General features: G+C 60.2%; 24 protein-coding genes. 10 read left to right on the plus strand and 14 right to left on the minus strand.

The annotated features are described in order from the left end of the window. Positions 1 to 19 precede the first annotated feature (19 nt). The 5 genes from JET14_RS09910 (at position 20) to JET14_RS09930 (ending at position 3,032) form a co-directional block, all read left to right on the plus strand. Entirely contained in the window at positions 20 to 769 is a 750-nt protein-coding gene (locus tag JET14_RS09910; RefSeq protein WP_200337865.1) for a phosphoribosylaminoimidazolesuccinocarboxamide synthase, read from the plus strand. A gap of 19 nt (positions 770 to 788) precedes the next feature. Next, a complete protein-coding gene (gene purS / locus JET14_RS09915) occupies positions 789 to 1,037 on the plus strand; it encodes a phosphoribosylformylglycinamidine synthase subunit PurS (RefSeq protein ID WP_024707875.1) in 249 nt (82 codons plus the stop codon). A gap of 23 nt (positions 1,038 to 1,060) precedes the next feature. Next, positions 1,061 to 1,735: a phosphoribosylformylglycinamidine synthase subunit PurQ gene (purQ, locus tag JET14_RS09920; RefSeq protein ID WP_200337866.1), complete on the plus strand. Its 675-nt coding sequence runs from the start codon at positions 1,061 to 1,063 to the stop codon at positions 1,733 to 1,735. Between the two features lie 132 nt (positions 1,736 to 1,867). Beyond that, on the plus strand, positions 1,868 to 2,461 hold the full coding sequence (locus tag JET14_RS09925; RefSeq protein WP_200337867.1) for an acyloxyacyl hydrolase: 594 nt from the start codon (positions 1,868 to 1,870) through the stop codon (positions 2,459 to 2,461). 175 nt (positions 2,462 to 2,636) lie between these two features. Beyond that, positions 2,637 to 3,032, plus strand: coding sequence for a VOC family protein (locus JET14_RS09930; protein WP_200337868.1), 396 nt, complete (start codon positions 2,637 to 2,639; stop codon positions 3,030 to 3,032). Here the strand turns inward: JET14_RS09930 and JET14_RS09935 are convergent. The 4 genes from JET14_RS09935 to JET14_RS09950 form a co-directional block, all read right to left on the minus strand. After that, positions 2,984 to 3,517: a helix-turn-helix domain-containing protein gene (locus tag JET14_RS09935; protein ID WP_200337869.1), complete on the minus strand. Its 534-nt coding sequence runs from the start codon at positions 3,515 to 3,517 to the stop codon at positions 2,984 to 2,986. The genes JET14_RS09930 and JET14_RS09935 overlap by 49 nt on opposite strands. A gap of 298 nt (positions 3,518 to 3,815) precedes the next feature. Further along, a complete protein-coding gene (clpA, locus tag JET14_RS09940) occupies positions 3,816 to 6,212 on the minus strand; it encodes an ATP-dependent Clp protease ATP-binding subunit ClpA (RefSeq protein ID WP_200337870.1) in 2,397 nt (798 codons plus the stop codon). A gap of 10 nt (positions 6,213 to 6,222) precedes the next feature. After that, entirely contained in the window at positions 6,223 to 6,576 is a 354-nt protein-coding gene (gene clpS / locus JET14_RS09945) for an ATP-dependent Clp protease adapter ClpS (protein WP_024707881.1), read from the minus strand. Positions 6,577 to 7,011: 435 nt separating this feature from the next. Further along, the gene (locus tag JET14_RS09950; RefSeq protein WP_200337871.1) at positions 7,012 to 7,989 is read right to left on the minus strand and encodes an extensin-like domain-containing protein; all 978 of its coding nucleotides are present in this window, start codon (positions 7,987 to 7,989) and stop codon (positions 7,012 to 7,014) included. A gap of 356 nt (positions 7,990 to 8,345) precedes the next feature. Here JET14_RS09950 and JET14_RS09955 point away from each other — a divergent pair, with 356 nt between their 5' ends. Continuing rightward, entirely contained in the window at positions 8,346 to 8,717 is a 372-nt protein-coding gene (locus JET14_RS09955) for an acyl-CoA thioesterase (RefSeq protein WP_432443083.1), read from the plus strand. Continuing rightward, positions 8,714 to 9,571: an RDD family protein gene (locus JET14_RS09960; RefSeq protein WP_200337873.1), complete on the plus strand. Its 858-nt coding sequence runs from the start codon at positions 8,714 to 8,716 to the stop codon at positions 9,569 to 9,571. Before JET14_RS09955 ends, JET14_RS09960 begins: the two co-directional genes overlap by 4 nt. 53 nt (positions 9,572 to 9,624) lie before the next feature. Here JET14_RS09960 and JET14_RS09965 read toward each other — a convergent pair whose 3' ends face one another. Then, positions 9,625 to 9,978 carry a DMT family protein gene (locus JET14_RS09965; protein WP_200337874.1) on the minus strand — a complete coding sequence of 118 codons (354 nt, stop codon included), beginning with the start codon at positions 9,976 to 9,978 and terminating at the stop codon, positions 9,625 to 9,627. Between the two features lie 169 nt (positions 9,979 to 10,147). Between JET14_RS09965 and uvrB the strand changes: the two genes are divergently transcribed. Then, complete coding sequence (gene uvrB, locus JET14_RS09970; RefSeq protein ID WP_200337875.1) at positions 10,148 to 12,934, plus strand: excinuclease ABC subunit UvrB; 2,787 nt, start codon at positions 10,148 to 10,150, stop codon at positions 12,932 to 12,934. Positions 12,935 to 13,023: 89 nt separating this feature from the next. Beyond that, positions 13,024 to 13,692: a 2OG-Fe(II) oxygenase gene (locus JET14_RS09975; RefSeq protein ID WP_200337876.1), complete on the plus strand. Its 669-nt coding sequence runs from the start codon at positions 13,024 to 13,026 to the stop codon at positions 13,690 to 13,692. Between the two features lie 13 nt (positions 13,693 to 13,705). Here JET14_RS09975 and JET14_RS09980 read toward each other — a convergent pair whose 3' ends face one another. The 8 genes from JET14_RS09980 to gmd form a co-directional block, all read right to left on the minus strand. Continuing rightward, a complete protein-coding gene (locus JET14_RS09980) occupies positions 13,706 to 14,662 on the minus strand; it encodes a mitochondrial fission ELM1 family protein (RefSeq protein ID WP_200337877.1) in 957 nt (318 codons plus the stop codon). 138 nt (positions 14,663 to 14,800) lie between these two features. Next, complete coding sequence (locus JET14_RS09985; protein ID WP_200337878.1) at positions 14,801 to 15,943, minus strand: glycosyltransferase; 1,143 nt, start codon at positions 15,941 to 15,943, stop codon at positions 14,801 to 14,803. A 111-nt stretch (positions 15,944 to 16,054) separates the two neighbouring features. Continuing rightward, the gene (locus JET14_RS09990; protein ID WP_200337879.1) at positions 16,055 to 17,326 is read right to left on the minus strand and encodes an O-antigen ligase family protein; all 1,272 of its coding nucleotides are present in this window, start codon (positions 17,324 to 17,326) and stop codon (positions 16,055 to 16,057) included. Between the two features lie 79 nt (positions 17,327 to 17,405). Further along, on the minus strand, positions 17,406 to 18,887 hold the full coding sequence (locus tag JET14_RS09995) for a hypothetical protein (protein WP_200337880.1): 1,482 nt from the start codon (positions 18,885 to 18,887) through the stop codon (positions 17,406 to 17,408). Further along, positions 18,880 to 19,602, minus strand: coding sequence for a hypothetical protein (locus tag JET14_RS10000; protein ID WP_200337881.1), 723 nt, complete (start codon positions 19,600 to 19,602; stop codon positions 18,880 to 18,882). Before JET14_RS10000 ends, JET14_RS09995 begins: the two co-directional genes overlap by 8 nt. A gap of 21 nt (positions 19,603 to 19,623) precedes the next feature. Beyond that, the gene (locus JET14_RS10005; RefSeq protein WP_200337882.1) at positions 19,624 to 20,166 is read right to left on the minus strand and encodes an acyltransferase; all 543 of its coding nucleotides are present in this window, start codon (positions 20,164 to 20,166) and stop codon (positions 19,624 to 19,626) included. Then, positions 20,163 to 21,101, minus strand: coding sequence for a GDP-L-fucose synthase (fcl, locus tag JET14_RS10010; RefSeq protein ID WP_200337883.1), 939 nt, complete (start codon positions 21,099 to 21,101; stop codon positions 20,163 to 20,165). The genes JET14_RS10005 and fcl overlap by 4 nt, the downstream gene beginning before the upstream one ends. A gap of 2 nt (positions 21,102 to 21,103) precedes the next feature. Then, positions 21,104 to 22,222: a GDP-mannose 4,6-dehydratase gene (gmd, locus tag JET14_RS10015; RefSeq protein ID WP_200337884.1), complete on the minus strand. Its 1,119-nt coding sequence runs from the start codon at positions 22,220 to 22,222 to the stop codon at positions 21,104 to 21,106. A gap of 381 nt (positions 22,223 to 22,603) precedes the next feature. Between gmd and JET14_RS10020 the strand changes: the two genes are divergently transcribed. Next, complete coding sequence (locus JET14_RS10020; protein ID WP_200337885.1) at positions 22,604 to 22,915, plus strand: hypothetical protein; 312 nt, start codon at positions 22,604 to 22,606, stop codon at positions 22,913 to 22,915. Positions 22,916 to 22,995: 80 nt separating this feature from the next. On the opposite strand, the gene JET14_RS10025 is transcribed toward JET14_RS10020, so the two are convergent. Beyond that, positions 22,996 to 23,904 (minus strand): ABC transporter substrate-binding protein, encoded by a 909-nt coding sequence (locus JET14_RS10025; RefSeq protein ID WP_200337886.1) that lies wholly within the window; start codon positions 23,902 to 23,904, stop codon positions 22,996 to 22,998. Between the last annotated feature and the right edge of the window lie 52 nt (positions 23,905 to 23,956).

The following is a 23,956-nucleotide window of genomic DNA, read 5'->3' on the forward strand; positions in this document are numbered from 1 at the left end:
CAACGATACGAGACAAAAAATGAATCGTCGCCGCCGGGTTTTTGAAGGCAAGGGCAAGATACTCTATGAAGGCCCCGAGCCCGGAACGCTGATCCAGTTCTTCAAGGACGATGCCGAGCCGGGCATCTCCGGTGAGGTCATAGACGGCAAGGGCGTGCTCAACAACCGCATCTCCGAATATGTCTTCAGCCATTTGAACGCGATCGGCATTCCCACCCATTTCATCCGCCGCCTCAACATGCGCGAGCAGCTCGTGCGCGAGGTGGAGATGATCCCGCTCATCCTGACCGTCCGCAATATCGCGGCCGGGTCGCTTTCGCGCCGGCTCGGCATCGAGGAGGGCACGCCCCTTCCCCGCTCCATTGTCGAGTTCTCGCTGAAATCGGACGAACTCGACAACCCGCTGGTGACAGAAGAGCACATTACCGCCTTCGGCTGGGCCGTACCGCCGGAGCTCGACGACATGGTGGCGCTGGCGATCCGCATCAACGATTTTCTGTCCGGCCTGTTTCTCGGCGCCGGCATGCAGCTTGTCGATTTCAAGATCGAATGCGGCCGCCTGTTCGAAGGCGACATGATGCGCATCATCCTGGCCGACGAGATCTCGCCGGATTCCTGCCGCCTCATCGACCTGCAGACGCGCCAGCGGATGGACCGCGACGCGCGCGGTGGCGCAGCACCCAATGCCCACTCCGAAATTGCCCGCCGGCTGGGCATCATGAACGAGAACGAACCCGCCCGCGCCGCCGGCCCGGTGCTTGTCAAATAGCAGATTGAGGATTGAACCAGTGATCAATGCACGCGTCATCGTTACCTTGAAGAACGGCGTTCTCGATCCGCAGGGAAAGGCGATCGAGGGCGCCCTGCACGGTCTTGGATTTGACGGCCTGTCCGCCGCGCGCCAGGGCAAGGTCTTCGACCTTGCGCTTGACACAGACGACCGCGCCAAGGCCGAGGCCGATGTCGCCGCCATGTGCGAGAAGCTTCTGGCCAATATGGTGATCGAAAATTACGCGATCGAACTGACCCAGGCCTGAGCGAAGGCAAGAAAGCGAACGCCATGAAAACCGCATTGATCCAGCTTCCCGGCCTCAACCGCGACCGCGACATGTTCGCCGCGATCCGCACCATATCCGGCCATGACCCGGTGACCGTCTGGCAGACCGAGACCGAACTGCCGGAAGCCGACCTGATCATCATTCCCGGCGGCTTTTCCTATGGCGACTATCTGCGCTGCGGGGCGATCGCAGCCCGCATGCCGGTCATGCGCGCGGTCGCGGAAAAGGCCCGTTCCGGGGTACGCGTCATCGGCGTGTGCAACGGCTTCCAGATCCTGCTCGAGGCCGGCCTTTTGCCCGGCGCGCTGATGCGCAACGCCTCGCTCAAATTCGTCTGCCGCCAGGTCCGGCTTCAGGTCGCCAACAACCGCACCGCCTTCACCTCGGCCTACCAAGCCGGCGAAATCATCAACTGCCCGGTCGCCCACCACGACGGCAACTACTTTGCCGAGGCCGACGAGCTCGCCCGCATCGAGGACAACAATCAGGTTGTGTTCCGTTATGCGGAGAACACCAATCCAAACGGTTCGATCAACGACATCGCCGGATTGGTCAATGAACAGGGCAATGTGCTGGGCATGATGCCGCATCCGGAAAACCTGATCGAACCGGCTCACGGCGGAACGGACGGAAGGCGGTTGTTCGAATCCGCCCTCGACATGATCGCCACAGCCTGAAACTCTTCGCTTCCTGACCCGTCAATCAGTCGTACTTAAGCTTGACGTTGAGAATGGAATCGTCAGTAATGCAGTCTGAAATCCGGTCGGTCTTCCAGGCGATCGGGGATTGCTTGCCGATTGGAAAGACGCATGACTTCAGTATCGTTTCTCAGGCCCTCCGCCCTGATGGCCTGTCTGGCCTTGGGCGCGGGATCTGCTTTCGCGGCGGATGCCGGATCTCCCGCAGGCCCGTCCCCGGTTGTCGAAGAGAGCATTTTCGACGAGGCCCGGTTTGAAGTCGCCGCCTCGCTCGGTTCGAACTCCGATTTCGAGAAGGGCGTCTTTCTCATTCCCAGCCTGTTCTTCGACCCGCTCCACAGCGAAGGCCGGGAAGGCTTCGACAAGTTCCTGCATCCCCGTTTCTTTCTGAGCGCCAGCATCTCGACGGCGGACGAATCGTCGCAGATCATGGCCGGCGCAAGCTGGAAGTTCCCGGTTGCCGGCCCAACCTTCATCGATATCGGTTTCGGCGGCGCCCTTTCCAATGGCAGCCTTGATGAATATGGCGGCCGCGGCCCGGGCATCGGCTCCCACCTTCTGTTTCACGAGTATATCGCCTTCGGCGTTGACCTCGACGACAGCTGGAGCATCACGGCCACCGTGCGCCATTCCTCCAATGCGGAACTCGCAAGCCCCAACAGCGGGCTGACCTATGGCGGCCTCGGCATCGCGAAAAACTTCTAGATCTGTTCCGCCTTTCACCCTGTTGGCGCCCGCCCACACCGGCTGACAGGGCTGACTGGCGCGCGTGGTTGCCCATCTCCCCCTGACGCCAACGTGCTTGTGTCGTGATTTTTCAAGACCGGGGCAGCCGCACGGCGCAGAATGGTCTTCGGAACCACCCAACCGGAGAACCATCATGATCCTGAGATACACGATCCTTTACGTCGACAATGTCGCCGAAACGCTCGACTTTTACGAGCGCGCCTTTGACATGAAGCGGAGCTTCCTGCATGAATCGGGAGATTATGGCGAGCTCGCCACCGGCGAGACGAAGCTCGCCTTTTCCTCCACCCGGCTGATGCGCGAACTCGGCAAGGCGCCGGGCAAGCCCCGCCCCGAATCTCCGGTTTTCGAAATCGCTTTCGAGACCGATGACGTCCGATCCGGCTTCGATCGCGCGCTCGCCGCCGGCGCAAGACCCGTGCAGGAGGTGCGTCACGAACCCTGGGGCCAGACGACATCCTATGTCTGCGATCCGAATGGCTATCTCGTTGAAATCTGCTCGCCGGTCCAGTTGCCAAGCGCCGGCTGACAGAGCAGTGCGAGCATAGGCTGATGCCGGCGCAACCCCGCCGGCGTCACGCCGAACCATCGCGTCAGGTCGCGCGTCATATGCGCCTGGTCGCTGAAGCCACAGGCGTCGGCGATTTCGGCAAGTGGCATCTCCGACCGCAGCATTCCGACGGCGCGTCTGGCACGGGCCAGCAGTCGCCAGAAATCGGGCGGAGGCAGGGCGCGGCCGAGAAAAGACCGTTGCAGCGTGCGCACCGATACGCCGAGGCGTTTGGACGCCGACAGGACGGTGGCGCCCGGCTCGCTCAACGCCATGATCACGTCGTCCAGGCTGTCGCGCCACTGGCATTCCTCTCCGAGGATCGTCTCGACGCATTCGGGCGACGCGGCAATCGCCTCCAACGCCATGGGCGAGATCGTGGCGCCCGGACGAAGACGAAACCCTTCGATTTCGACGCCGGAATCGAGGGCGGCCCGGCGCGGCAGGAAATCAATCTCGGTCACGAGAACCCGAACAGGCGCGCAAGGCGGGCGAAGGACCAGCAGATCACGGCAACCGTCGGGAAAGACGATGTGCGTTTCAGCTTTCGGCGCGCTGTGCCGCCAGCGTTGAAATCCGGGTGTCTCAATCATGGGCGGAACTGTACCACTACAGCGGCGGGCGCCAAACCGAAAGTCGAGGCCAGCCTTCGCGCTCCAAGCGCGCGGGCCGCCGTCGCGCCCCTTCTTTTCAGAGCGACCTTCAAAAGAAAACGCCGGGCAACGGGCCCGGCGCTTCCACAGTTCGTCATGTGCACGCCGCTCAGCTGTCGGCGGCGGACTTGCTGGACTTGGAGCCTTTCTTGCCGGCCTTGCCCTTCGGCCCGTCCGACTTCAGTTCGGACGGCTTGACCGGCGTCGAGTCCGGAATGGCATCGAGCGTCAGTTCTTGCCCGCCGTTCTCGTCCGTCTTCACGTCAACGCGGACGACGCCGCCCTTCTTCAGCTTGCCGAACAGGATCTCGTTGGCGAGCGGCTTCTTGATGTGCTCCTGGATGACGCGCGAGAGCGGGCGGGCGCCCATCTTCTCGTCATAACCGCGCGAGGCCAGCCATTCGACCGCCTTGTCCTCCAGTTCGAAGGTGACGTTGCGCTCCGAAAGCTGCGATTCGAGCTGCATAACGAACTTCTGGACGACCTGATGGATAACCTCCGTCGGCAGCGGCGCAAACGGAATGATCGCATCGAGACGGTTGCGGAATTCCGGCGTGAAGATGCGGTTCAGCGCCTCTTCGTCATCGCCGGTGCGCCGCGACGAACCGAACCCGATCGCCGATTTCGACATTTCGGCAGCGCCCGCATTGGTCGTCATGATCAGGATCACGTTGCGGAAGTCAATCTTCTTGCCGTTATGGTCGGTAAGCGAACCGTGGTCCATCACCTGCAGCAGGATATTGTAGATATCCGGATGCGCCTTCTCGATCTCGTCCAGAAGCACGACGCAATGCGGGTGCTGGTCGACGCCATCGGTCAGAAGGCCGCCCTGGTCGAAGCCGACATAGCCGGGAGGCGCGCCCAGAAGGCGGGACACCGTGTGCCGCTCCATATACTCCGACATGTCGAAGCGCAGAAGCTCGACGCCGAGCGAGGAGGCAAGCTGCTTCGATACCTCGGTCTTGCCGACGCCCGTGGGGCCGGAGAAGATATAGGAGCCGATCGGCTTGTTGGGTTCGCGCAGACCCGCGCGGGCAAGCTTGATCGAGGTCGCAAGCGCGTCGATCGCCTTGTCCTGGCCATAGACCACCGAGCGCAGTTCCTGCTCGAGATTGGCAAGCACCTGCTCGTCGTCCTTGGACACCGACTTCGGCGGGATCCGGGCCATGGTGGCAACGGTCGCCTCGATCTCCTTCTCGGTGATCATCTTGCGCCGGCGCGAGACCGGAAGCAGCATCTGCGCCGCGCCGCTCTCGTCGATCACGTCAATGGCCTTGTCCGGCAGCTTGCGATCGGAGATATAGCGCGCCGACAGTTCCACCGCCGCCTTGATGGCGTCGTTGGTATAGCGCAGATTGTGGTATTCCTCGAAATAGGGTTTCAGTCCCTTCATGATCTCGATGGCATCGTCCACGGAGGGCTCGTTGACATCGATCTTCTGGAACCGACGCACCAGCGCGCGGTCCTTTTCGAAGAACTGGCGGTACTCCTTGTAGGTGGTCGACCCAATGCAGCGGATAGCACCCGAGGAGAGCGCCGGCTTCAGCAGGTTCGACGCATCCATCGCGCCGCCGGAGGTCGCTCCCGCGCCGATCACCGTATGGATCTCGTCGATGAAGAGGACAGCCCCCTCATACTCTTCGAGTTCCTTGACCACCTGCTTCAGCCGCTCCTCGAAGTCACCGCGATAGCGCGTGCCGGCGAGCAGCGTGCCCATGTCGAGCGAGAATATCGTCGCATCGATGAGTGCTTCCGGCACCTTGCCTTCGACGATCCGCTTCGCCAGACCCTCGGCAATCGCCGTCTTGCCCACGCCGGGGTCGCCGACATAGAGCGGATTGTTCTTCGAGCGGCGGCACAGGACCTGGATGGTCCTGTTGACCTCGGCATCGCGACCGATCAGCGGGTCGATCTTGCCGCTCATCGCCTTCTCGTTGAGATTGACGCAATAGGCCTTTAGCGCGTCGGGCTGCTTGCGCCCGTTTTCATCGGCCTGCTGAGCCGCACCGTCGGTATCCTCGTTTTCGGAATTGGCGCCGCGCGGCGTGCGGATTTCCGACGAGCCCGGCCGCTTGCCGATCCCGTGCGAGATATAGTTGACCGCGTCGTAACGCGTCATTTCCTGCTGCTGCAGGAAATAGGCCGCATGGCTTTCGCGCTCGGCAAAGATGGCGACGAGCACATTGGCACCTGTCACCTCCTCGCGACCGGAGGACTGGACGTGGATCACCGCGCGCTGGATGACGCGCTGGAAGCCGGAGGTCGGCTTGGAATCCTCGTCGTAACCGGTCACCAGATTGGCAAGCTCGGTGTCGACATATTCGGTGACCGTCTTGCGCAGGGCGTCGAGGTCGACATTGCAGGCACCCATGACGGCGGCGGCATCTCCATCATCGATCAGCGCCAGGAGCAGGTGCTCCAGCGTCGCGTATTCATGGTGCCGGTCATTTGCATAGGTTAGAGCCTGATGCAGCGCCTTTTCGAGACTGGGAGAGAATGTTGGCACGATCAGATCCTCACTTCTTTTCCATGACACATTGCAATGGGTGTTGGTGCTGGCGCGCAAAATCCATGACCTGGCTGACCTTGGTCTCCGCCACTTCATAGGTAAAGACTCCGCATTCGCCGACGCCGTTATTGTGGACGTTCAGCATGATGCGGGTCGCCGCCTCGCGATCCTTCTGGAAGAAACGCTCCAGAATATGGATTACAAACTCCATTGGTGTGTAGTCATCATTCAACAGGAGAACCCGGTAGAGGCTGGGTTTCTTCGTCTTGGGCTTGGTGCGCGCGATCACCGCCGTTCCGCGGTTCGGATTGCCCCCGTTCTTGGAAGGGTCGTTCTGCATCCGGATCGACATCGCGATCATTCCTATTAACTCCGTCCGTCCTTCAAATTCTGGGCCGCGTACACCGGTCTTCGTTGACGTTCATATCTGTATGTACCGCAACCGTTTCAAGCTCCCTGAGACTGATCCGATCTTAATGCCGATCTTCAGGCCTTGTCATTAAGAAAAAATTCCGCGCCGCCGCGCGCTCCGGTCTGCATTCCCCGACGGCCCTGCTCGCAAGCAATCCCAAGCAAGATGAGGCGCAACCTAAGGGCGAGAAATCGAACATTCTCGAACATCACGCCTTGTGCGCAGGGCACGCTGCCGCCTGTCGGCACGGCACGTAACGTTACGCATTCTTGCGCGAAACGTTACGTCTCTGGAGCTTGCGATGAAACGCAGGGTGATTGCGGTGGAAAGACGCGCCTGCCCGGCCTTCGGACCGTTACCGGCCCGCCTGCGGCAGCGAGGCGATCAGTTGCAGTAGGTCCTGCCGGACGAGCGCTGCTTCAAATCAAAGTGAAAGTGGTCATCATGCTTGGGATAGCCTGGTCCGAGCACAGTGCTGAAATACGCGCAGCCGCTGGCGCGGACGGATTTCAAAAGACCCTTCTCCCGGAAGGCGAAGAACCCCTTGGGAGAAACGTCGATCGCCTTGCCGGTATTGAGCGTGAAGCCGCCGACATCGATGGCATTGCCCTTCGAATGCTCGGACATGGTGCGCGAATTGGTGCCGTTGTTCACACGGCGACAGGAATAGCCGCCCATTGTTTCGATCGATTTCAGGCCGGTGAGATAACGCACGCGCACCGCAGGCGCCACGTCGTTCTGGACCCACTGGGCAAAGGCGAGCGCGGTCTCGCAATTGACGGTGACATCCGGCGAGATCGCGATATTGCCCGGCAGTTTCTGTAGCTTGACCGGATAGGCAATGCCGCACTGGCTGCCCGATGCGATCGCCTCGACTTCTGAAAAGGTGACGCCCATGGCGTTGAGTTCGCTGCGGCATTGCCGCTCGGCCAGCGGCATCAGGCCCGGTATGCGGTTCTGTTTCGGCTCGGCCGCGCCCCCCTGCCCTGCGTCCGTCCCCGCACCGGGATCAACATGGGGCAGAAGCGATGCCGTGTTGATCGGGTCGATGCCCGGATCCGTGGCCGCCGCCGTCTGCGCCTCGGCGGCTTTCGCCTCCGCGTCCGCAATCGCGGCGACGTCGGCGCTGTCTTCGGTTTCGTTGAAGCCGAGATAGCTGTCGATCGGCAGGCCGGCCGAGGTCTCCGTCTCGGCGATCAGCTGCTCGATGCTCTCAGGCGGCGGATCATCCTGCGCAAGCGCGGCGGCGGAAGGCCGCGGGGCAGTGGCGGAAGCCACGGCGGCAGCCTGCCCCCTGGCCGCCTGGCTGCGGGTGACCACCTGGGTATCCTTGGGGCTGGTATCGACCGAAAACGACGTCATCAATCCGCCGATCGAGCAACCCGCAAGGAGAAGGGAGACAGCCGTCAGGGAAGCCGCGTTTCGCAGATGAGAAAAAGACGCCATACCGTTCATCGTGCCCAGGGTTGAAACCTGTGAGCGAGTAAAACAGACATATGTAAACAAAAGCTTTGCCGCGCCGCGCTTCTCATTAGAGCGCTTTAATCTATTGAATCTACGCATCGTGCTTTCCGAAAATCAGACCCGATTTTCGGGCCGATGGGCTAGCCGGCTCTTGCGCGGGCCCGGCCGGAGGGTAGATTGCTGCATGCGCCGTCAGAGGAGAAGAATCAGTGGACGAAAGACCGAAGGGCGATCTGACGCTCAGAACCGTGGCGATGCCGGCGAATACCAACCCGGCGGGAGACATTTTCGGCGGATGGGTGATGTCGCAGATGGACCTCGGCGCCTTCGTCGCCGCCTCGGAACATGCCGGCATGCGCACGGTCACCGTCGCGGTCAACTCGATCACCTTCGAAAAGCCGGTCAAGATCGGCGATACGCTTTGCGTCTATACGCAGTTCAAGAAGATTGGCCGCACCTCGATGACGGTGAACGTCGAGGCCTGGGTTCATCGCCATGACCGGCCGCGGCGCGAGAAGGTGACGGCCGCCGAGTTCGTGATGGTGGCGATGGACGACAGCGGCAGGCCTGCTCCCGTGCCGAAAACGAAGCAGCCATCCATCAGCGAAGCGGACAGTGAAGCATGACCGACCAGACCGCAGCTCCCCAGCGCCCGCCGCGTCTGTTCCTGCGCCGGCTGGCGGCGCTGCTCGTCGACTTCCTCATCTTCGGCATTCTCGCCACATTCGCGGTCGGCGCGCTGGCATTGGCGAGCCCTGGGCTGAGGGACGGCGTCGCCAGTTCCTTCTTCCACACCCGCGTCTGCCAGCCGGCGGACAGAAGCCTGCCGGTCTTTGCCGAGATCGAGCAGAACTGGCCGGGCACGGAAGGCGACGGCACGACCATGAGCGCGCAGTCTTGCACGGTCGACAGTTTCTTCCTGCCGCAAAAGCGCCTGGCCATGGTTACCGAGAGCCGCACCGGCGAGAACGGTGGCACCTTCACCCGCTCCGTTTCCATCCAGCTTGACGGGAATGGCGATCCCGTCTTTCCCTCGCCGCTGATCGAGCGCGCCGTCTCCTCGCTTCAGCTCCTCGCCTTCCCGCTGGCGCTCGCGCTGTCGACGATCTTCCTCGGCTGGACGCCCGGCAAGCGGCTGATGGCGCTCCGCGTAACCACGGACGCGCTCGCCAGGGACCCGCCGCCGCTCTCGCCGGGCAAGACCGTCACGCGGGAATACCTCAAGTTCTGGCCCTTGATCGCCAACAATCTTTTCCAGTTCGTCATTGCCGCCAACGCGCCGAAGCCCGCCTCCGTTTCCGAGGCCGTCGCCATGCTCGAGACCGTGGGAACCGACCAGCGCGCCATTGCCGACATCCTCGTGCTCAACGCCGCGACGCTTCTGGTTCTGTTCGTCTGGTGGGTCTGGCCGTTTGCCCTCTGGCGCGGCCGCATGCTCTATGACGGCTTCATCCGCGCCTATGTCGTGCTCAGGAACTGAAGCGTCCGGGCCAGCACAACCGGCTCACCCGGACGTTGCGGCGTCACAGATGGTCAGGCCCGGAATATGAAGGCCGCGCCGGCAGCGATCAGAGCAAAACCGATCAGATGGTTGAAGGTCAGGGACTCCTTGAGCCAGAACACGGAAAAACCGGTAAACACGGTGAGCGTGATCACTTCCTGAATCGTCTTGAGCTGGGCGGTGGAATAAACAGCCGCGCCGATGCGGTTGGCGGGAACGGCGAGGCAGTATTCGAAAAAGGCAATGCCCCAGCTGATCATGACAACGACCAATAACGACGCCCCGCGGAACTTCAGGTGGCCATACCACGCGAAGGTCATGAACACATTGGAACATACGAGCATGACCACCGGCCAGAAAGCCGCCGGGGAAAAAGAAAAAGGCATTTAGCGACTCCCGTGAGATCGACCGACCCAAACGCTTGTCTTGTACGTCAGATTCGGGCGAACGCATCCTGAAAAATCGCTTCGCGCGAGCAAAATTCAGTTCTGTTTTTGTTCTGAATTGAACCCTCCATCTCTTTTCTTTTTGCAGGACTCTCTCCATATTCATCTCATGGCAAACAGACTCAGCAAACAAAACAGGAACTCCGGCTTCGAGGAAGCGCCGCAGGCGTCCTTCGAGGGCAAAGCCGGCGAAGGTTCGATGGCGGACTGGCTCGCCGGACTCGAGGCCGAAGCCGAGTCCGAGGCGGTCGAATCGCAGCGATCGCTCGCCTCCAAGGCGGGCAAGCACCGCAAGAAAGCCTCCGAGCGCAAGGACAGCGCGGGAGAACAGAGCAAAGCCGGCCGAACGTCGCGCGGCGTCTCGATCGGCGCGTCATCCGACCCGAAAACGCGCGCGGCCGCCGGCCTCAATCCGGTCTCCGGCGTCGACGTCTCTCTGGAAGACGCGAAGAACCTCGCGCCTGGCGCGGTTACCGCGACAGTCGATGCGCTCTCCAAGCTGATCGAGAGCGGCAATCCGCTGTTCAAGGACGGCAAGATCTGGACGCCGCACCGGCCGGACCGTCCGGAGAAGTCCGAGGGCGGCATCCCGATCCGCATGGAAACGGAATACAAGCCCTCCGGCGACCAGCCGACGGCGATCCGCGACCTCGTCGGCGGTCTGAACGACGGTGAGCGCAGCCAGGTCCTTCTCGGCGTCACCGGCTCGGGCAAGACCTTCACCATGGCCAAGGTGATCGAGGAGACGCAGCGCCCGGCGGTCATCCTGGCACCCAACAAGACGCTTGCTGCTCAGCTCTATTCCGAGTTCAAGAACTTCTTCCCGGACAATGCGGTCGAGTATTTCGTCTCCTATTACGACTACTACCAGCCGGAAGCCTATGTGCCGCGCTCGGACACCTATATCGAGAAGGAATCCTCGATCAACGAACAGATCGACCGGATGCGCCACGCCGCGACCCGCGCCATTCTCGAGCGTGACGACTGCATCATCATCGCCTCGGTCTCCTGCATCTACGGTATCGGCTCGGTCGAGACCTATACCGCGATGACCTTCCAGATGTCCGTCGGCGACACGCTCGACCAGCGACAACTGCTCGCCGATCTGGTGGCCCAGCAATACAAGCGCCGCGACATGGATTTCCAGCGCGGTTCATTCCGCGTGCGCGGCGATACGATCGAGATCTTCCCCGCCCACCTTGAGGATGCCGCCTGGCGCATCTCCATGTTCGGCGACGAGATCGACCAGATCACCGAATTCGATCCTCTGACGGGGCAGAAGACAGGCGACCTGCAATCGGTGAAAATCTACGCCAATTCGCACTATGTCACGCCGCGCCCGACGCTGAACGCGGCCATCAAGGCGATCAAGGAGGAGTTGAAGGGACGCCTGCAGGAGCTTGAAAAGGCTGGACGCCTTCTGGAAGCGCAACGGCTTGAACAGCGCACCCGTTTCGATATCGAGATGATGGAGGCGACAGGCTCCTGTCCCGGGATCGAGAACTATTCGCGCTATCTGACCGGACGCAGACCGGGCGAGCCCCCGCCGACCCTCTTCGAATACATCCCGGACAACGCGCTGATCTTCATCGACGAGAGCCACGTCACCATTCCGCAGATCGGCGGCATGTATCGCGGCGACTTCCGGCGCAAGGCGACGCTCGCCGAATACGGCTTCCGCCTGCCCTCCTGCATGGACAACCGGCCGCTGCGCTTTGAGGAATGGGACGCGATGCGCCCCGATACGATCGCCGTTTCGGCCACGCCCGGCGGCTGGGAGATGGAACAGTCCGGCGGCGTTTTCGCCGAGCAGGTGATCCGTCCGACCGGGCTGATCGATCCGCCGGTCGAGGTGCGTCCGGCGAAGACGCAGGTCGACGACGTGTTGAGCGAGATCCGCGACGTTGCCGCCAGGGGCTACCGCACGCTGGTGACGGTGCTGACCAAGCGCATGGCCGAGGACCTCACCGAATATCTGCATGAACAGGGCATCCGCGTGCGCTACATGCATTCCGACATCGACACGCTGGAGCGAATCGAGATCATTCGTGACCTCCGGCTCGGCGCCTTCGACGTGCTGGTCGGCATCAACCTTCTGCGCGAGGGTCTCGACATTCCCGAATGCGGCTTCGTCGCCATCCTCGATGCCGACAAGGAGGGGTTCCTGCGTTCGGAGACCTCGCTGATCCAGACGATCGGCCGCGCGGCCCGCAATGTCGATGGCCGGGTGATCCTCTATGCCGATCAGGTGACCGGCTCGATGCAGCGCGCCATGGACGAGACCAGCCGCCGCCGCGAGAAGCAGCTCGTCTACAACCAAGAGCACGGCATCACGCCGGAATCGGTCAAGGCGCGAATCTCCGACATTCTCGATTCGGTCTACGAGAAGGACCATGTCCGCGCCGATATCGGCGCCAAGGGCGGCAAGGGCTTTGCCAAGGACGGACATCTTGTCGGCAACAATCTGCAGGCCCATCTGGAAGCGCTGGAAAAACAGATGCGCGACGCCGCCGCCGATCTCGATTTCGAAACCGCCGCACGGCTGCGCGACGAGATCAAGCGGCTGAAGGCCGCCGAACTCGAGGGCATGGACGACAAGCTGGAGAAAGCCGAATCGCGCCAGGCCGAGGCAGCGCCGAAATCATCGGGCGACGACAGCGGCTCTTATTTCGCCCGCCCGTCGCTCGATGACATGGGCCCGGGCACCGACACGGCGCGGCCGCTTTTCCGCAAGAACACGCTGGACGAGATGACGGTAGGGCGCACCGAAAAGCCGCGCGGCGGCGATGACAATCCGGTCAAGCGCGGCAAGATCGGTGCCGGCTCCTATGAGGATCCCGCCGAGCAGAAACAGCGCGGCCGGCGCAGGAGCAAGACCGGCAAACCCGGCAAATAGCCGGTCTGGCGCTTGATCGCCCGGGCAGTTGTGCGGCATCGGCGATGCATGTAGGGTTGCGCCAGTTCAAACGCAGAATGGTTTCCAATATGACTGAAGCGAAATACGGCAATGTCGGCGAACACGTGAAAACGGCGTTTGCGAATGCCGAGGCAAACCCGACCCCCTATCGGCACTGGCTGGTCAAGGACCTGTTTCCCGGCGCCCTGCTTGCCGACCTTCAGGCCCTTGATTTTCCGCGGCCGGATCTCGGCGGCGTCTCCGGCACGCGCGAGGTCCACAACAAGAGCCGGCACTATTTCGACCAGGAGAACAAGGCGAAGTATGACAGCTGCGCCGCCGTCGCCGCCGCCTTCCAGTCGCCGGACGTGTCCGGTTTCATCGCGAAGACCTTCGGCACGCGCCTCGAAGGCTCAAGCCTCAGGATCGAATATGCCCAGGACACGGACGGATTCTGGTTGGAGCCGCATACCGATATCGGCGTCAAGCTGTTCACGCTGCTGGTCTATCTTTCCGACGAACCCGGCCACGAGACTCTCGGGACCGACATCTATGCCTCCAAGGAAGAGCATATCGGCCGCTCGCCCTTCGGCCCGAATCTGGCGATGATCTTCGTGCCGGCGGACAACACCTGGCACGGCTTCGAGAAACGGCCGATCGCGGGCGTGCGCAAGTCGCTGATCATCAATTACGTGAAGCCGGAATGGCGCGCGCGCGAACAGCTCGCCTTCCCCGAGGATCCGATCCGCACGGCCTGACGCCGCCTGACGATCAGCCCTTGCGGCCGTGCGCCGCAAGGCCGCGCCTGATCGCCGCGGCGATCTCCTCGGTCGCGTCCACACGGTCATAACTGTATGGGCGAAGCGGGCCGTCGAAGGGGCGCGTCTGCCCGGCTTCCTCCAGCCGTTTCAGGAAACCCGCCAGCTTCGGGTTGAGCGCGTAGGGGGCGAGCGGAAACACCGGCCTGCCGGTGGAAAGCGCCTCGCTCACCATGTTGTGGGAATCCCCCGTCACCGCCAGCATGTCGCAGAAGCCGAGCAGCGCCCGGTAGGGATTGGCCTCGTCCGGCGACCAGATCCAGTGCGGAAAACCGGCAAGGCGCGCGCGGAGCGCCGTCATCACCGTCTCCGGCGTGCGGCGCGACTGGGTGACGATAATGCTGCCGACTTCCGATTTCGCGTGATCGATCTGCGCCATGAAATGCCGCAGCGCGGCGGCCTCGTCACGCGTGCCGGAGACCGGGTTGCCGATCAGCAGGCCAAGACGGGGAGACGGCAGCCGTTCCCAGGCCTCTGGCCGCTCGGCGACAGCTTCGGCAATCGCTTCCTCAGTCAGCGGATGCGGGCCGGTGTCGGTCACCAGCACATTGTCGGCGCGAAACCGGTCGTGGCGCGGCATCCAGATCAGGTCCGCCGCCGATGCGCCGATGCGCGGATCCTTGAGGAAGACGGTGAAGGTCTTGCCGCCGGAGGCCTTCTTCACCGCCTTCAGATAGGGCACCATCCGCCTGCCGCTGGCGATCGCGACATCGGGAAAGGGCGGCGAAATCGGGCTGTCGGGCCGGCCGGGCCGATGCTTCGGCGGGACCGGCCCGCGCGGCATCCACCATTCCCAGGGCTTGCCCGGAACGATCACCTTCTCCTCGGCTTGCGCGCCGAGGCGCGAGACGACGCCCAGGCACTGCACCCGGTCGCCGATCTTCCCGTCCGTCAAAACCCAGATCTTCAAAGCTTGTCCCCTGCGTCTCGGGATACGGGGCCACACGCCCTCCCCGCTTGCGGCGCGAAGGGCGGACGGCCGTCACGGCGCGTCCGCCGCGCATGCGGGACGTTCCAGCAGCGGGGTTATGCCCTCCGCAGGCAGAATTCAAGCCAGAAGCCGGTCAAAAATGGACCGCGCGAAATTATCCGCCGTATGTTCGGCGACGAAGGCGCCGGCATCCTCGCGCGAAATCGCCGGCTCGCCCTCGATCGCCCGCGCCAGCGCTTGCGGGTCGGTCGTGTCGGTGGTCGTGCCGAGCCGGTGCAGGCGCGCCTGATATCCCATCAGGCCGGTCTCCTGGGCAATCACCGGCTTTCCGGCGGCAGCGGCCCAGAACAGCACCCCGGACGAGCCCACATGGTTCTGGTAGGGGGCAAGCACCACATCGCAATTGACGACTTCCTGCGCCAGTTCCGCGTCGGTCACGAAGCGGTCCACCAGCTCGATTGCCATGTCGGGGTTTGCGGACCTGCATTCGGAAAGCGCCGCCTCGATCTCCGCCCTGTCCTCCCCGGCGATGCGTCCGACCATGCGCAGGGCAAGCCCGCGCTGCCTCTCGGGCGCGATATGGCGTATTGAACGCAGCAGCGTCACCACGCCCTTGCGGCGGGAGAGCGCACCGAAGATCAGCAGGCCCCGGCGGCCGTCATCGCGGGGCTTGCGGCCAGGCACCGCCAGCAGCGAGAGGTCGGGCGCGGGATCGGGCGAAAACAGCAGCCGACCGGCGGTCATCCTGTCGCGGGCCGCCGTCTCGTCGAGCGTGAACAGGAAGGGCGTGGCGCGGCGCCGGGAGGCGAAATACATGGCGCGGCGGCGCGCCGTATCCACCCTGCTCTTCAGGGACGGCGTGAGGCCGAAATGGTTCGGCGGACGGAAGATGATGCCGGTGATGATGCCGTCGACGGGCCGCCGGTCGACGCAGGCGCCGAGCAGCGCGTGGTCGAAGGCCGGAATGAAACAGACGCCCGGTCGCTCGGCAAGCAGCCGCCGCGCCTTGCCCCATTGCGCAAGACCCCGTGCGACAAGGCTTCCCTCCATCAGGGCGCGCATCTCGCCGTCCGGCAGCGGATCGATCGACAGCGCCGGATCGTCCCTGAGGGCCGCCGGCAAACGCTCGATCAGCGCCGCGCCCGCCGCCAGCCGCACCGGCATGCCCGCCTCGTGGCGCAGCAGCCGCTCGAGCAGCCAAGTGGCCCAGATGGCGCTGTGCCCCTCGGTCTTGGGTTCAAAATAGGTGAAGGTTTTCATCGCAATGATCCACGCAAAGGGCCGCCCGAGGCTCTGGAACGACCCGAAATCGCGACCGCAGACAGGAAATAGAGTTTTCTGGCTATTCGAATAGCACTTCCTTCAACTCGCCTAGACACTTTCCAGATCTCTACGAAATCGTTCGCTTGAAAATAGAGACAACTGAGTAACCAAAACCATAAACAAAATACCTTGCATTGCAGTCTGATAAAACAAAACGTTAGCGGCGCTGGATACAATATAAACAATAAAAAACGACTTGAAAATTACGCCGTTTTTGTACCCTTTAGGCCGACGAGCACTGGCAGCGCGAACAAAAATATACAATAATATAAAAAAACCAATGATACCGTACTTATAGATTGTCTCAACCCAGAGGTTATGCGAATGCGGAATGGCAAAGGCACCTGTTGGGAAATACTGCTGCATCATATACTTCCATCCGGGCGTTTCGCTGACATAAGCCGTGCCGTGACCAAATATGGCCCAAAACCCCTGCGAATGTTCCAGCGTGTATCGCCAGAGATACACACGACCAGTAAGCGTAACGTCCTTCCCTATCAATTGAAAAAAAGAAGAAAAAACTTCGAAAAAGAAAGGTAGAGTAACCGCGAGAAAAAGAAAGGCGTAACCAACAAGCTTGAACCGGCCAATAGCAAATATCGCCACCAATGTTGCAAAATAATATGTAACAGTTGTAGAAAGAATCAAATTAATTAAAGAAACTACAAGACAGAAAAGGTAAAAATATTTATTCTGCTTCTGTGTGTATTTTATGAAGGAGTAAATCGTCGTTGTTGAGGCATAAAAAGCCAGAAGACCCTTCTGTTCCGTAAGCGCCGTATATTGAAAATCATAACCATTGTAAAAATATACTAACTTTGAGCCAACTACCATCAACAAAAGACTGAAAGTGAGCATTCCGATAGTAACAACAAAATAGGAATGAAGAAAACGGTCTCCACGACCTGGAAGACTTACATATATAACGACGGCAACAATTACTGCAACAAAGTTTACATAGCGAAAAATCGTCTGAAAATCATGCCGCCACAGCAAGGTAAATGTAATATAACAAAGAAAAGGAAGCCAAATTTTCAGTGCCCTTGATATTCTGCGAGTGTCCGTTCTGGCCGCTGCGGAAACCAAAACAAGCCCGAGTATAACAATGATGGTTGATATTCTGGAGATCATCACCGTGCGGTAGTCGGTATCGACGATCTCTCCGCGACCGACCTCGATCCAATTGTTGCCGAATATAAACTTCGAATATGGCTGGGTGATCAGAACTATGAGAAAACAAATAACCGCATACTCACCCCACGCCACGCGCTTACGGCGTTCACTGGTTGATGGGAGTGTTGAAGCAAATGACTTTGACATTATTCTGAAGACTTGCTCAGCGAGTAAATGAAATTGGCCTGTGGTTCCGCGCGGGTCGAAGTGCTTGTGATCCGGTAGATCAAACTCGGGACAGGGACCGGTGAAAGAGCTTCTTGCGATACATCAGCAGAAGCCCGGCTGCGTAGACAGTCAAGAATGTGCCTGCCCCCGTTATCAACCTGATCAGCGGCGTTTCCCCTAAAGCCAGAGTGTGACACAGCCAACCCGCCACCGCAACGAACGCCAGAAACGCAACTGTCGGAAGAAACGCGATAAGTTTCAGGCTAGAGAAGACAACATCCCATCTAGTTTGACACCACCGCATCATGAGGCCGACATTAAATATACGGGTCGCCAGAAAAACATATGAAAAATATACAAGATTTCCGTCAGAAAGATACAGGGCGGCCCCTCCCAGCAAAATCATTGCGGCCAGGCTGATGGACGTTGAAACTGAAATTTTCTGCGCATCACCGAAGGACTGGAGAGCCCAGAAATAAGGAACGCCAATACTCTGAATCGCAATTCCGATTGTGATGATACGCGTGCTTTCGAGCAGCAGCGGGTTTGCTTCACCTAACCAGATTATGAAAAAATCGCTATTGAAGGTCAGGAAACAAAAGCACAGCGGAACGACAACCAATATTTGCAAGAGCGTAGCATCACGAATCAAACGCAACAGCGAATCTTTCTCACCGTCTTTTTGAAGTCGGCTCAAACCCGGCAGCAGAACACGAAGCGCCTCGCTGATCGATGAGTTAATGATCATGGGGATTCGCATTGCAATCGTAAAAACGCCGAGCGCCGCAGTGCCTCCGAAGACCATAACGACGGTCTGCCAGGCAGGTTGTTGAACCCGCTGAAGGACACTGGTGAGACCGAAACCCCGTGACAGGCCTTTCAGCGCGGCAAAGTCGGTCGGATGCTCGCGACGCCGACGCCAACTCGATGCGAATTTCAGAGACAGCAAAAGAGCGAGAAGCGCTTCCACCAAGCTTCCCAAAAGCAGCCCTGTTCCGAAAATCAACGCCGGACTGTTGCTTTCCGGCTCGTACAACAGGAAGACGGCCAAAGCCTGCGTAAGCACGCGTAAGATCGTTTTTACATTGAACCAGAACTGTTCATGATTGCCCAGCCTCACGCTGATCAACCAGTTGCTTGCCAACTGAAACAAGCCGGACGCAATGGCAAGCGCGCCGCCGGCGATAAAGTGCGACCCGTATGGGACAAAGAAAGCCACCGCAAATATTCCCGAGACGAGCAATATCGCGGGCAGCAGCAATCGGGAGAACAGCCAGACGATGCAGGACATCGCTGCAGCCGTTCCGTCAAGCGCCGTCTTTCGGGTAAGAGAGTCCGTGAACCCGAAATCGATGATCAGCGTGTATAGGAGCAACGCATTCACGAAGCCCCATGTACCCACGACTTCCAAACCACCGTACTTAGCGAGCCAACCTAATAAAACAACGTTGGTGATCGCAGTCGTGAGGAAGGCGGCGATAATAATGCCGCTTGAGCGTACAAAGTTGCCTCGAACAAAGCGCTCGGTAACACTAGACATTGTCGCTGTCGAAATTCTTCGCCAGAATATGATCCTGCGTGCCTGCAATAAAACTATCCGGGAGCGCCCCAAAGAACTCGTCCAATTGACCATATGTAGATTGCGCCTGCGCAACAAGATCAGGACGGTAGGACTTAGCTACTCGCTCACGTTTTGCGGGCAGAACGACTGGAAAACCGCAAAAGTCGCTAATGACATTTTGGTTTTCCCAAAGTCTGTCATACCGAAGGCACAAGACAGGGTGCTCTCTATACGTTCCCCATCGACGCATTTGGTCCTCAAAACGAAGCACATCAAAGTCAAGAATGCTCTCATGCGAATCGTCAGACTTAAGATGCTTAAAATGCAATTTTGTCCAATCCTCCCCGAACCTCTCAACACTTGAATGAACCGAGAGCGCCGCGTCGGCCAGCGAGCCGAACAAAAAAATGCACTTTACGTCAGAGGTGGAACTAAGGCCTTCTGGGTAATCATGTGTCTTATAGACACAACCGCGCATAAGTTCGGATTCAGAAAGTGCCCACGATTGGTTTGCGGCCAGGCGTTTAGTCAGCGGACGCAGCACTCTCGGCATATCGCGGACTAAGCCATCTATCACTCCGTCATAAATAAGCGTGCTACCTGAACGCCCGAAACTTGCGATAACAAAAGATGGTCTTGTGCCCATCAAGGCACGTTGAAGAAATTTCTTCGTCCGCCCTTTAAAATCAGACAAAATCTAAACTCCAGTTATTAATTAAACAAAAGGGGTATATTTATTTCCAGGTGAATAATCAAAAACTACGTCTTGCGACCTTTCGCCAATTCTCTTCGCCGGTATGCCGCCATAGAGACCGAATGGCTCTGTATCTTTTGTGACGACAGCTCCTCCGGCAATGACGCACCCCTTAGCCACCGTCACGCCCGGCAGAACAATCACACGTGGACCTAGCCAAACCCAATCTTCTATTGTGATTTTCTTATAGTACGTCTTGAAATGGGGATCATTGTAGTCATGCTGTGCCGTCCAGAGCATAACTTCACTCGAGATATTGACGTTCTTGCCGATCTCGAGTCCGCCACGGCCATCCAACGTAACGCGGTGGCCAATTGAAGAGCCCGCCCCGATAGCGACCCACCAGGGTTTGCGGATTTCGGCTCCGCCGTATATCGCGCATGACTTGCCAAGCTTCATCCCAAACAGCTTCGAATATAGAAACTTCCGAAATTGCTGCGAAGGGAAGCGGGAAACAATCGCCAGAGCAATCCAGATCAACGCGGCGACATATCTCTTAATCATCTCTGCTCACCGGACAGAAAAGCCTCATACGCGTCCGCAACGCCGTCCTTCAGCGAGCGGGCGCGGTTCCAGCCCATGGCGTGCAGCCGGCTGCTGTCCATGAGCTTGCGCGGCGTGCCGTCGGGCTTCGTGCTGTCGAAGGTGAGCCGGGCTTCGTAGCCGACGACCGCGGCGATCGTCTCGGCGAGTTCGCGGATCGTCACCTCCACGCCCGAGCCGACATTGACGTGGTCGTAGCCGGAATACTCCTTCAGCAGGAACACCAGCGCGTCGGCGAGGTCGTCGCAGTGGAGGAATTCGCGCAGCGGCGTGCCCGTGCCCCACACGACCACCTCCGCGGCGCCCGCCTGCTTCGCTTCGTGGAACTTGCGGATCAGCGCCGGCAGCACGTGGGAGGACTGCAGGTCGTAATTGTCGCCCGGCCCGTAGAGGTTCGTCGGCATCGCCGAAATCCAGTCGCGGCCATATTGCTTGCGATAGGCCTGGCACAGCTTGATGCCGGCGATCTTGGCGATCGCATACCACTCGTTCGTCGGCTCCAGTGGTCCGGTCAGCAGGGCGTCTTCCGGAATTGGCTGCGGGGCCATCTTCGGATAGATGCAGGACGAGCCGAGGAACAGCAGCCGCTCCACGTCCGATTCATGGGCCGCGTGGATGATGTTGCTCTCGATCATCAGATTGTCGTAGAGGAAATCGACCGGATGCGTGTCATTGGCCAGAATCCCGCCGACCTTGGCGGCGGCGACCACGACCACATCAAGCTTCGCCTCCGCCATGAAGGCGTGCACCGCCTTCTGGTCCACCAGATCGACCACGTCGCGTCCCGCGGTAACGATCTCGCATCCCTCGCCTTCAAGACGGCGCACCAAGGCGCCGCCCACCATGCCGCGATGTCCGGCAACCCAGACCCGCTTTCCCGAAAGGTCGTAGCTCATCCTCAACCCTCCAGACTGACGGGCAGATCCAGCCCGTGCGCCTTCAGGAGCGCGTAGCGCCGGGCGGCCTTGTGATCGGAGGCGACCATCTCGCGGCACATCTCGCGGGCCGTGATCTCCGGCACCCAGCCGAGCTTTTCCTTCGCCTTGGTCGGATCGCCGAGCAGCGTGTCCACCTCGGCGGGGCGGAAATAGCGCGGATCGATCCTGACGATCACATCGCCGACCTTCACATTCGGCGCGAGGTCGCCCTCGACATGGGAGACCGTGCCGATCTCGTCGACGCCCTCGCCGGAGAATTCAAGGCTGATCCCGAGGTCCGAGGCCGCCCAGGTGATGAACTCCCTGACCGAATACTGAACCCCGGTGGCGATGACGAAGTCTTCCGGCGCATCCTGCTGCAGCATCATCCACTGCATGCGGACATAGTCCTTGGCGTGTCCCCAGTCGCGCAGGCTGTCGATATTGCCCATGTAAAGGCAGGGCTCCAGGCCGAGCGCGATGTTCGACAGGCCGCGGGTGATCTTGCGCGTGACGAAGGTCTCGCCGCGGCGCGGGCTTTCATGGTTGAACAGAATGCCGTTGCAGGCATACATGCCATAGGCTTCGCGATAGTTCACCGTGATCCAGTAGGCATAGAGCTTGGCGACCGCATAGGGGCTGCGGGGATGAAACGGCGTCGTCTCGCGCTGCGGTATTTCCTGCACCAGCCCGTAAAGCTCCGAGGTCGAGGCCTGGTAGAAGCGCGTCTTCTTTTCCAGCCCGAGGAAGCGAACGGCCTCAAGCAGCCGCAGCGCGCCGGTTCCGTCCACGTCGGCGGTGTATTCCGGCGCCTCGAACGAAACGGCGACATGCGACTGGGCGCCGAGATTGTAGATCTCGTCGGGCTCGATGTCGCGAACGAGCCTGGTCAGGTTCGAGGTGTCCGAAAGATCGCCGTAATGCAGCCGCATGCGCGCATGGTCGAAATGCGGATCCTCGTAAAGGTGATCGACGCGCTGCGTGTTGAAAAGCGATGCGCGGCGCTTGATGCCGTGTACCTCATAGCCTTTTTCAAGCAGAAATTCGGTGAGATATGAACCGTCTTGTCCCGTTATGCCCGTAATAAGTGCTTTTTTCATTTTACCATTGATTTCCAATATTGAACGCTCAACCCGAATCCGGTTCCCCATGCTGGATACAGGGAATAGCCGAAGAATGCGATCAGGATTAAAGGCGTGTTTCCCGAAAAGGATTTAGTATGAAAACGCGAGGCCTGCCGCCAGAAACCATTGCTCTTGAAACTACTGAGAATACCGTCTTTGTCCCATATTTTCGAAACACTAGCCGTTGTCCGGCCGTTTGTAAAATCAATTTGCCGCTTCGCACGCCGCGCCGCGCCCGCCCCGAGGGCCGCCCGGCGGAAAACTCCGGCGATGAAACGCCGGAGCTGAACGCTCTGCGACAATCTGCCGAACAAAGTTGTCGGGCAAACGTTTGAAACCTCTGAAAGGAGCAAACAAATGACCGACCAGCCAAAAGACGACCCAAAAGGCGGCCCAAAAGACGGTAAGGCCGACCCTCTTGATTCCCCTGTCGGCGGCGAAGGCGACGTCGAAAGCGTCGCCGAGGAAATCACCACGCGCCAGATCTCTGCACAGACCTTCGGAGGCGATCCCGTGGAGGATCGCAGACAGCGCCTCGAGGACATCATCACGGAACTGGAAAGCCGCACGAAGGCCAGCGAGCGCGGCGAGGACCTGGAGCCGCTGCTTCAGGAGGCCCGCTCCTCCCTCGCGATCGTCGAGCGACAGGCCGAGCGCGGCGAGGAGTAGTCTCCGTCGCGTCTGGCAGGGCGCGGCCGGTCGCGCCGCAGATGCGATGGGGGTTTTGAACAGGCGCGCGGGCGCGCCCTCTATTGCACGCCGTAGATGCGGGCGATATCCGCAAGCATCAGCCGCGCGGCGATGATGCCGCCCGCAGTGTTCCAGACTGCATCCGAAACGGCGTGAGCCCTGCCTGCCCGGACGGCCGAAAGCGACTGCCAGAGCGGATCGCCGAGCACGTCCTTCTCCATCGCCTCGCCCTCGCCGTTTCCGGTCTCCCAGGTGAAATAGAAGATGCGGTCGCCATCCATGTCGGGAATGCTTTCCTTTCCGGTGCGGATGGCGAAGGCATCGACATTCTGGTTCTCGGGCCGGTCAAAACCGATATCCTTCAGCAGCACGCCGGAAAAACTGTCGAGCTGATAGATGCGGATCTGGCCGGGCAGGAAGCGTATGACCGATACCTTCTCGTCAACGGCATCACCAAGCCTGTCCCTGAGATCGGCGGCCGCCTCGTCATAAGCAGCGATTTCCGCGGCGCCCTTGTCCGCAAGTCCCAGCGCATCGGCATAGAGCCTGAAATTCACCTTCCAGTCACCGCGCAATTCCCCGGACATCACCGTCGGCGCGATGGCGCTGAGCTGCGGATAGACCTCCTCCTGGCGCTGGCGATTGGCAAGGATGAGGTCCGGCTCGAGTGCCGCGATCATCTCAAGGTTCACCGCGCTTTCCGTACCGACGGGAACAGCCGCGCCCATCTGGTCATCGATATGATTCCACCACGGATCGCCGCGCCAGGAGTTGACGGCGCCGACGGGCCGAACGCCAAGGGCAAGCGCGGCTTCGGTGCCCTCGTTTGTGAGAACCACCACACGCTGCGGATCGTCGGGCACGGTCACGGTCCCCATCGCATCCTTCACATCGCGCGCGGAAAGAGGCGTAGAGCAGAGCCCTATCGCGAAAGCCGCAAGCGCGGCGAGTTTGGTCAAGGACGGCATCGGATTCCTCAAGTTGACTATTACTTTCATATTTTGTTTTAAAGTTGACCGT

This window comes from Martelella lutilitoris (assembly GCF_016598595.1).
Taxonomy (GTDB): Bacteria; Pseudomonadota; Alphaproteobacteria; order Rhizobiales; family Rhizobiaceae; genus Martelella; species Martelella lutilitoris_A.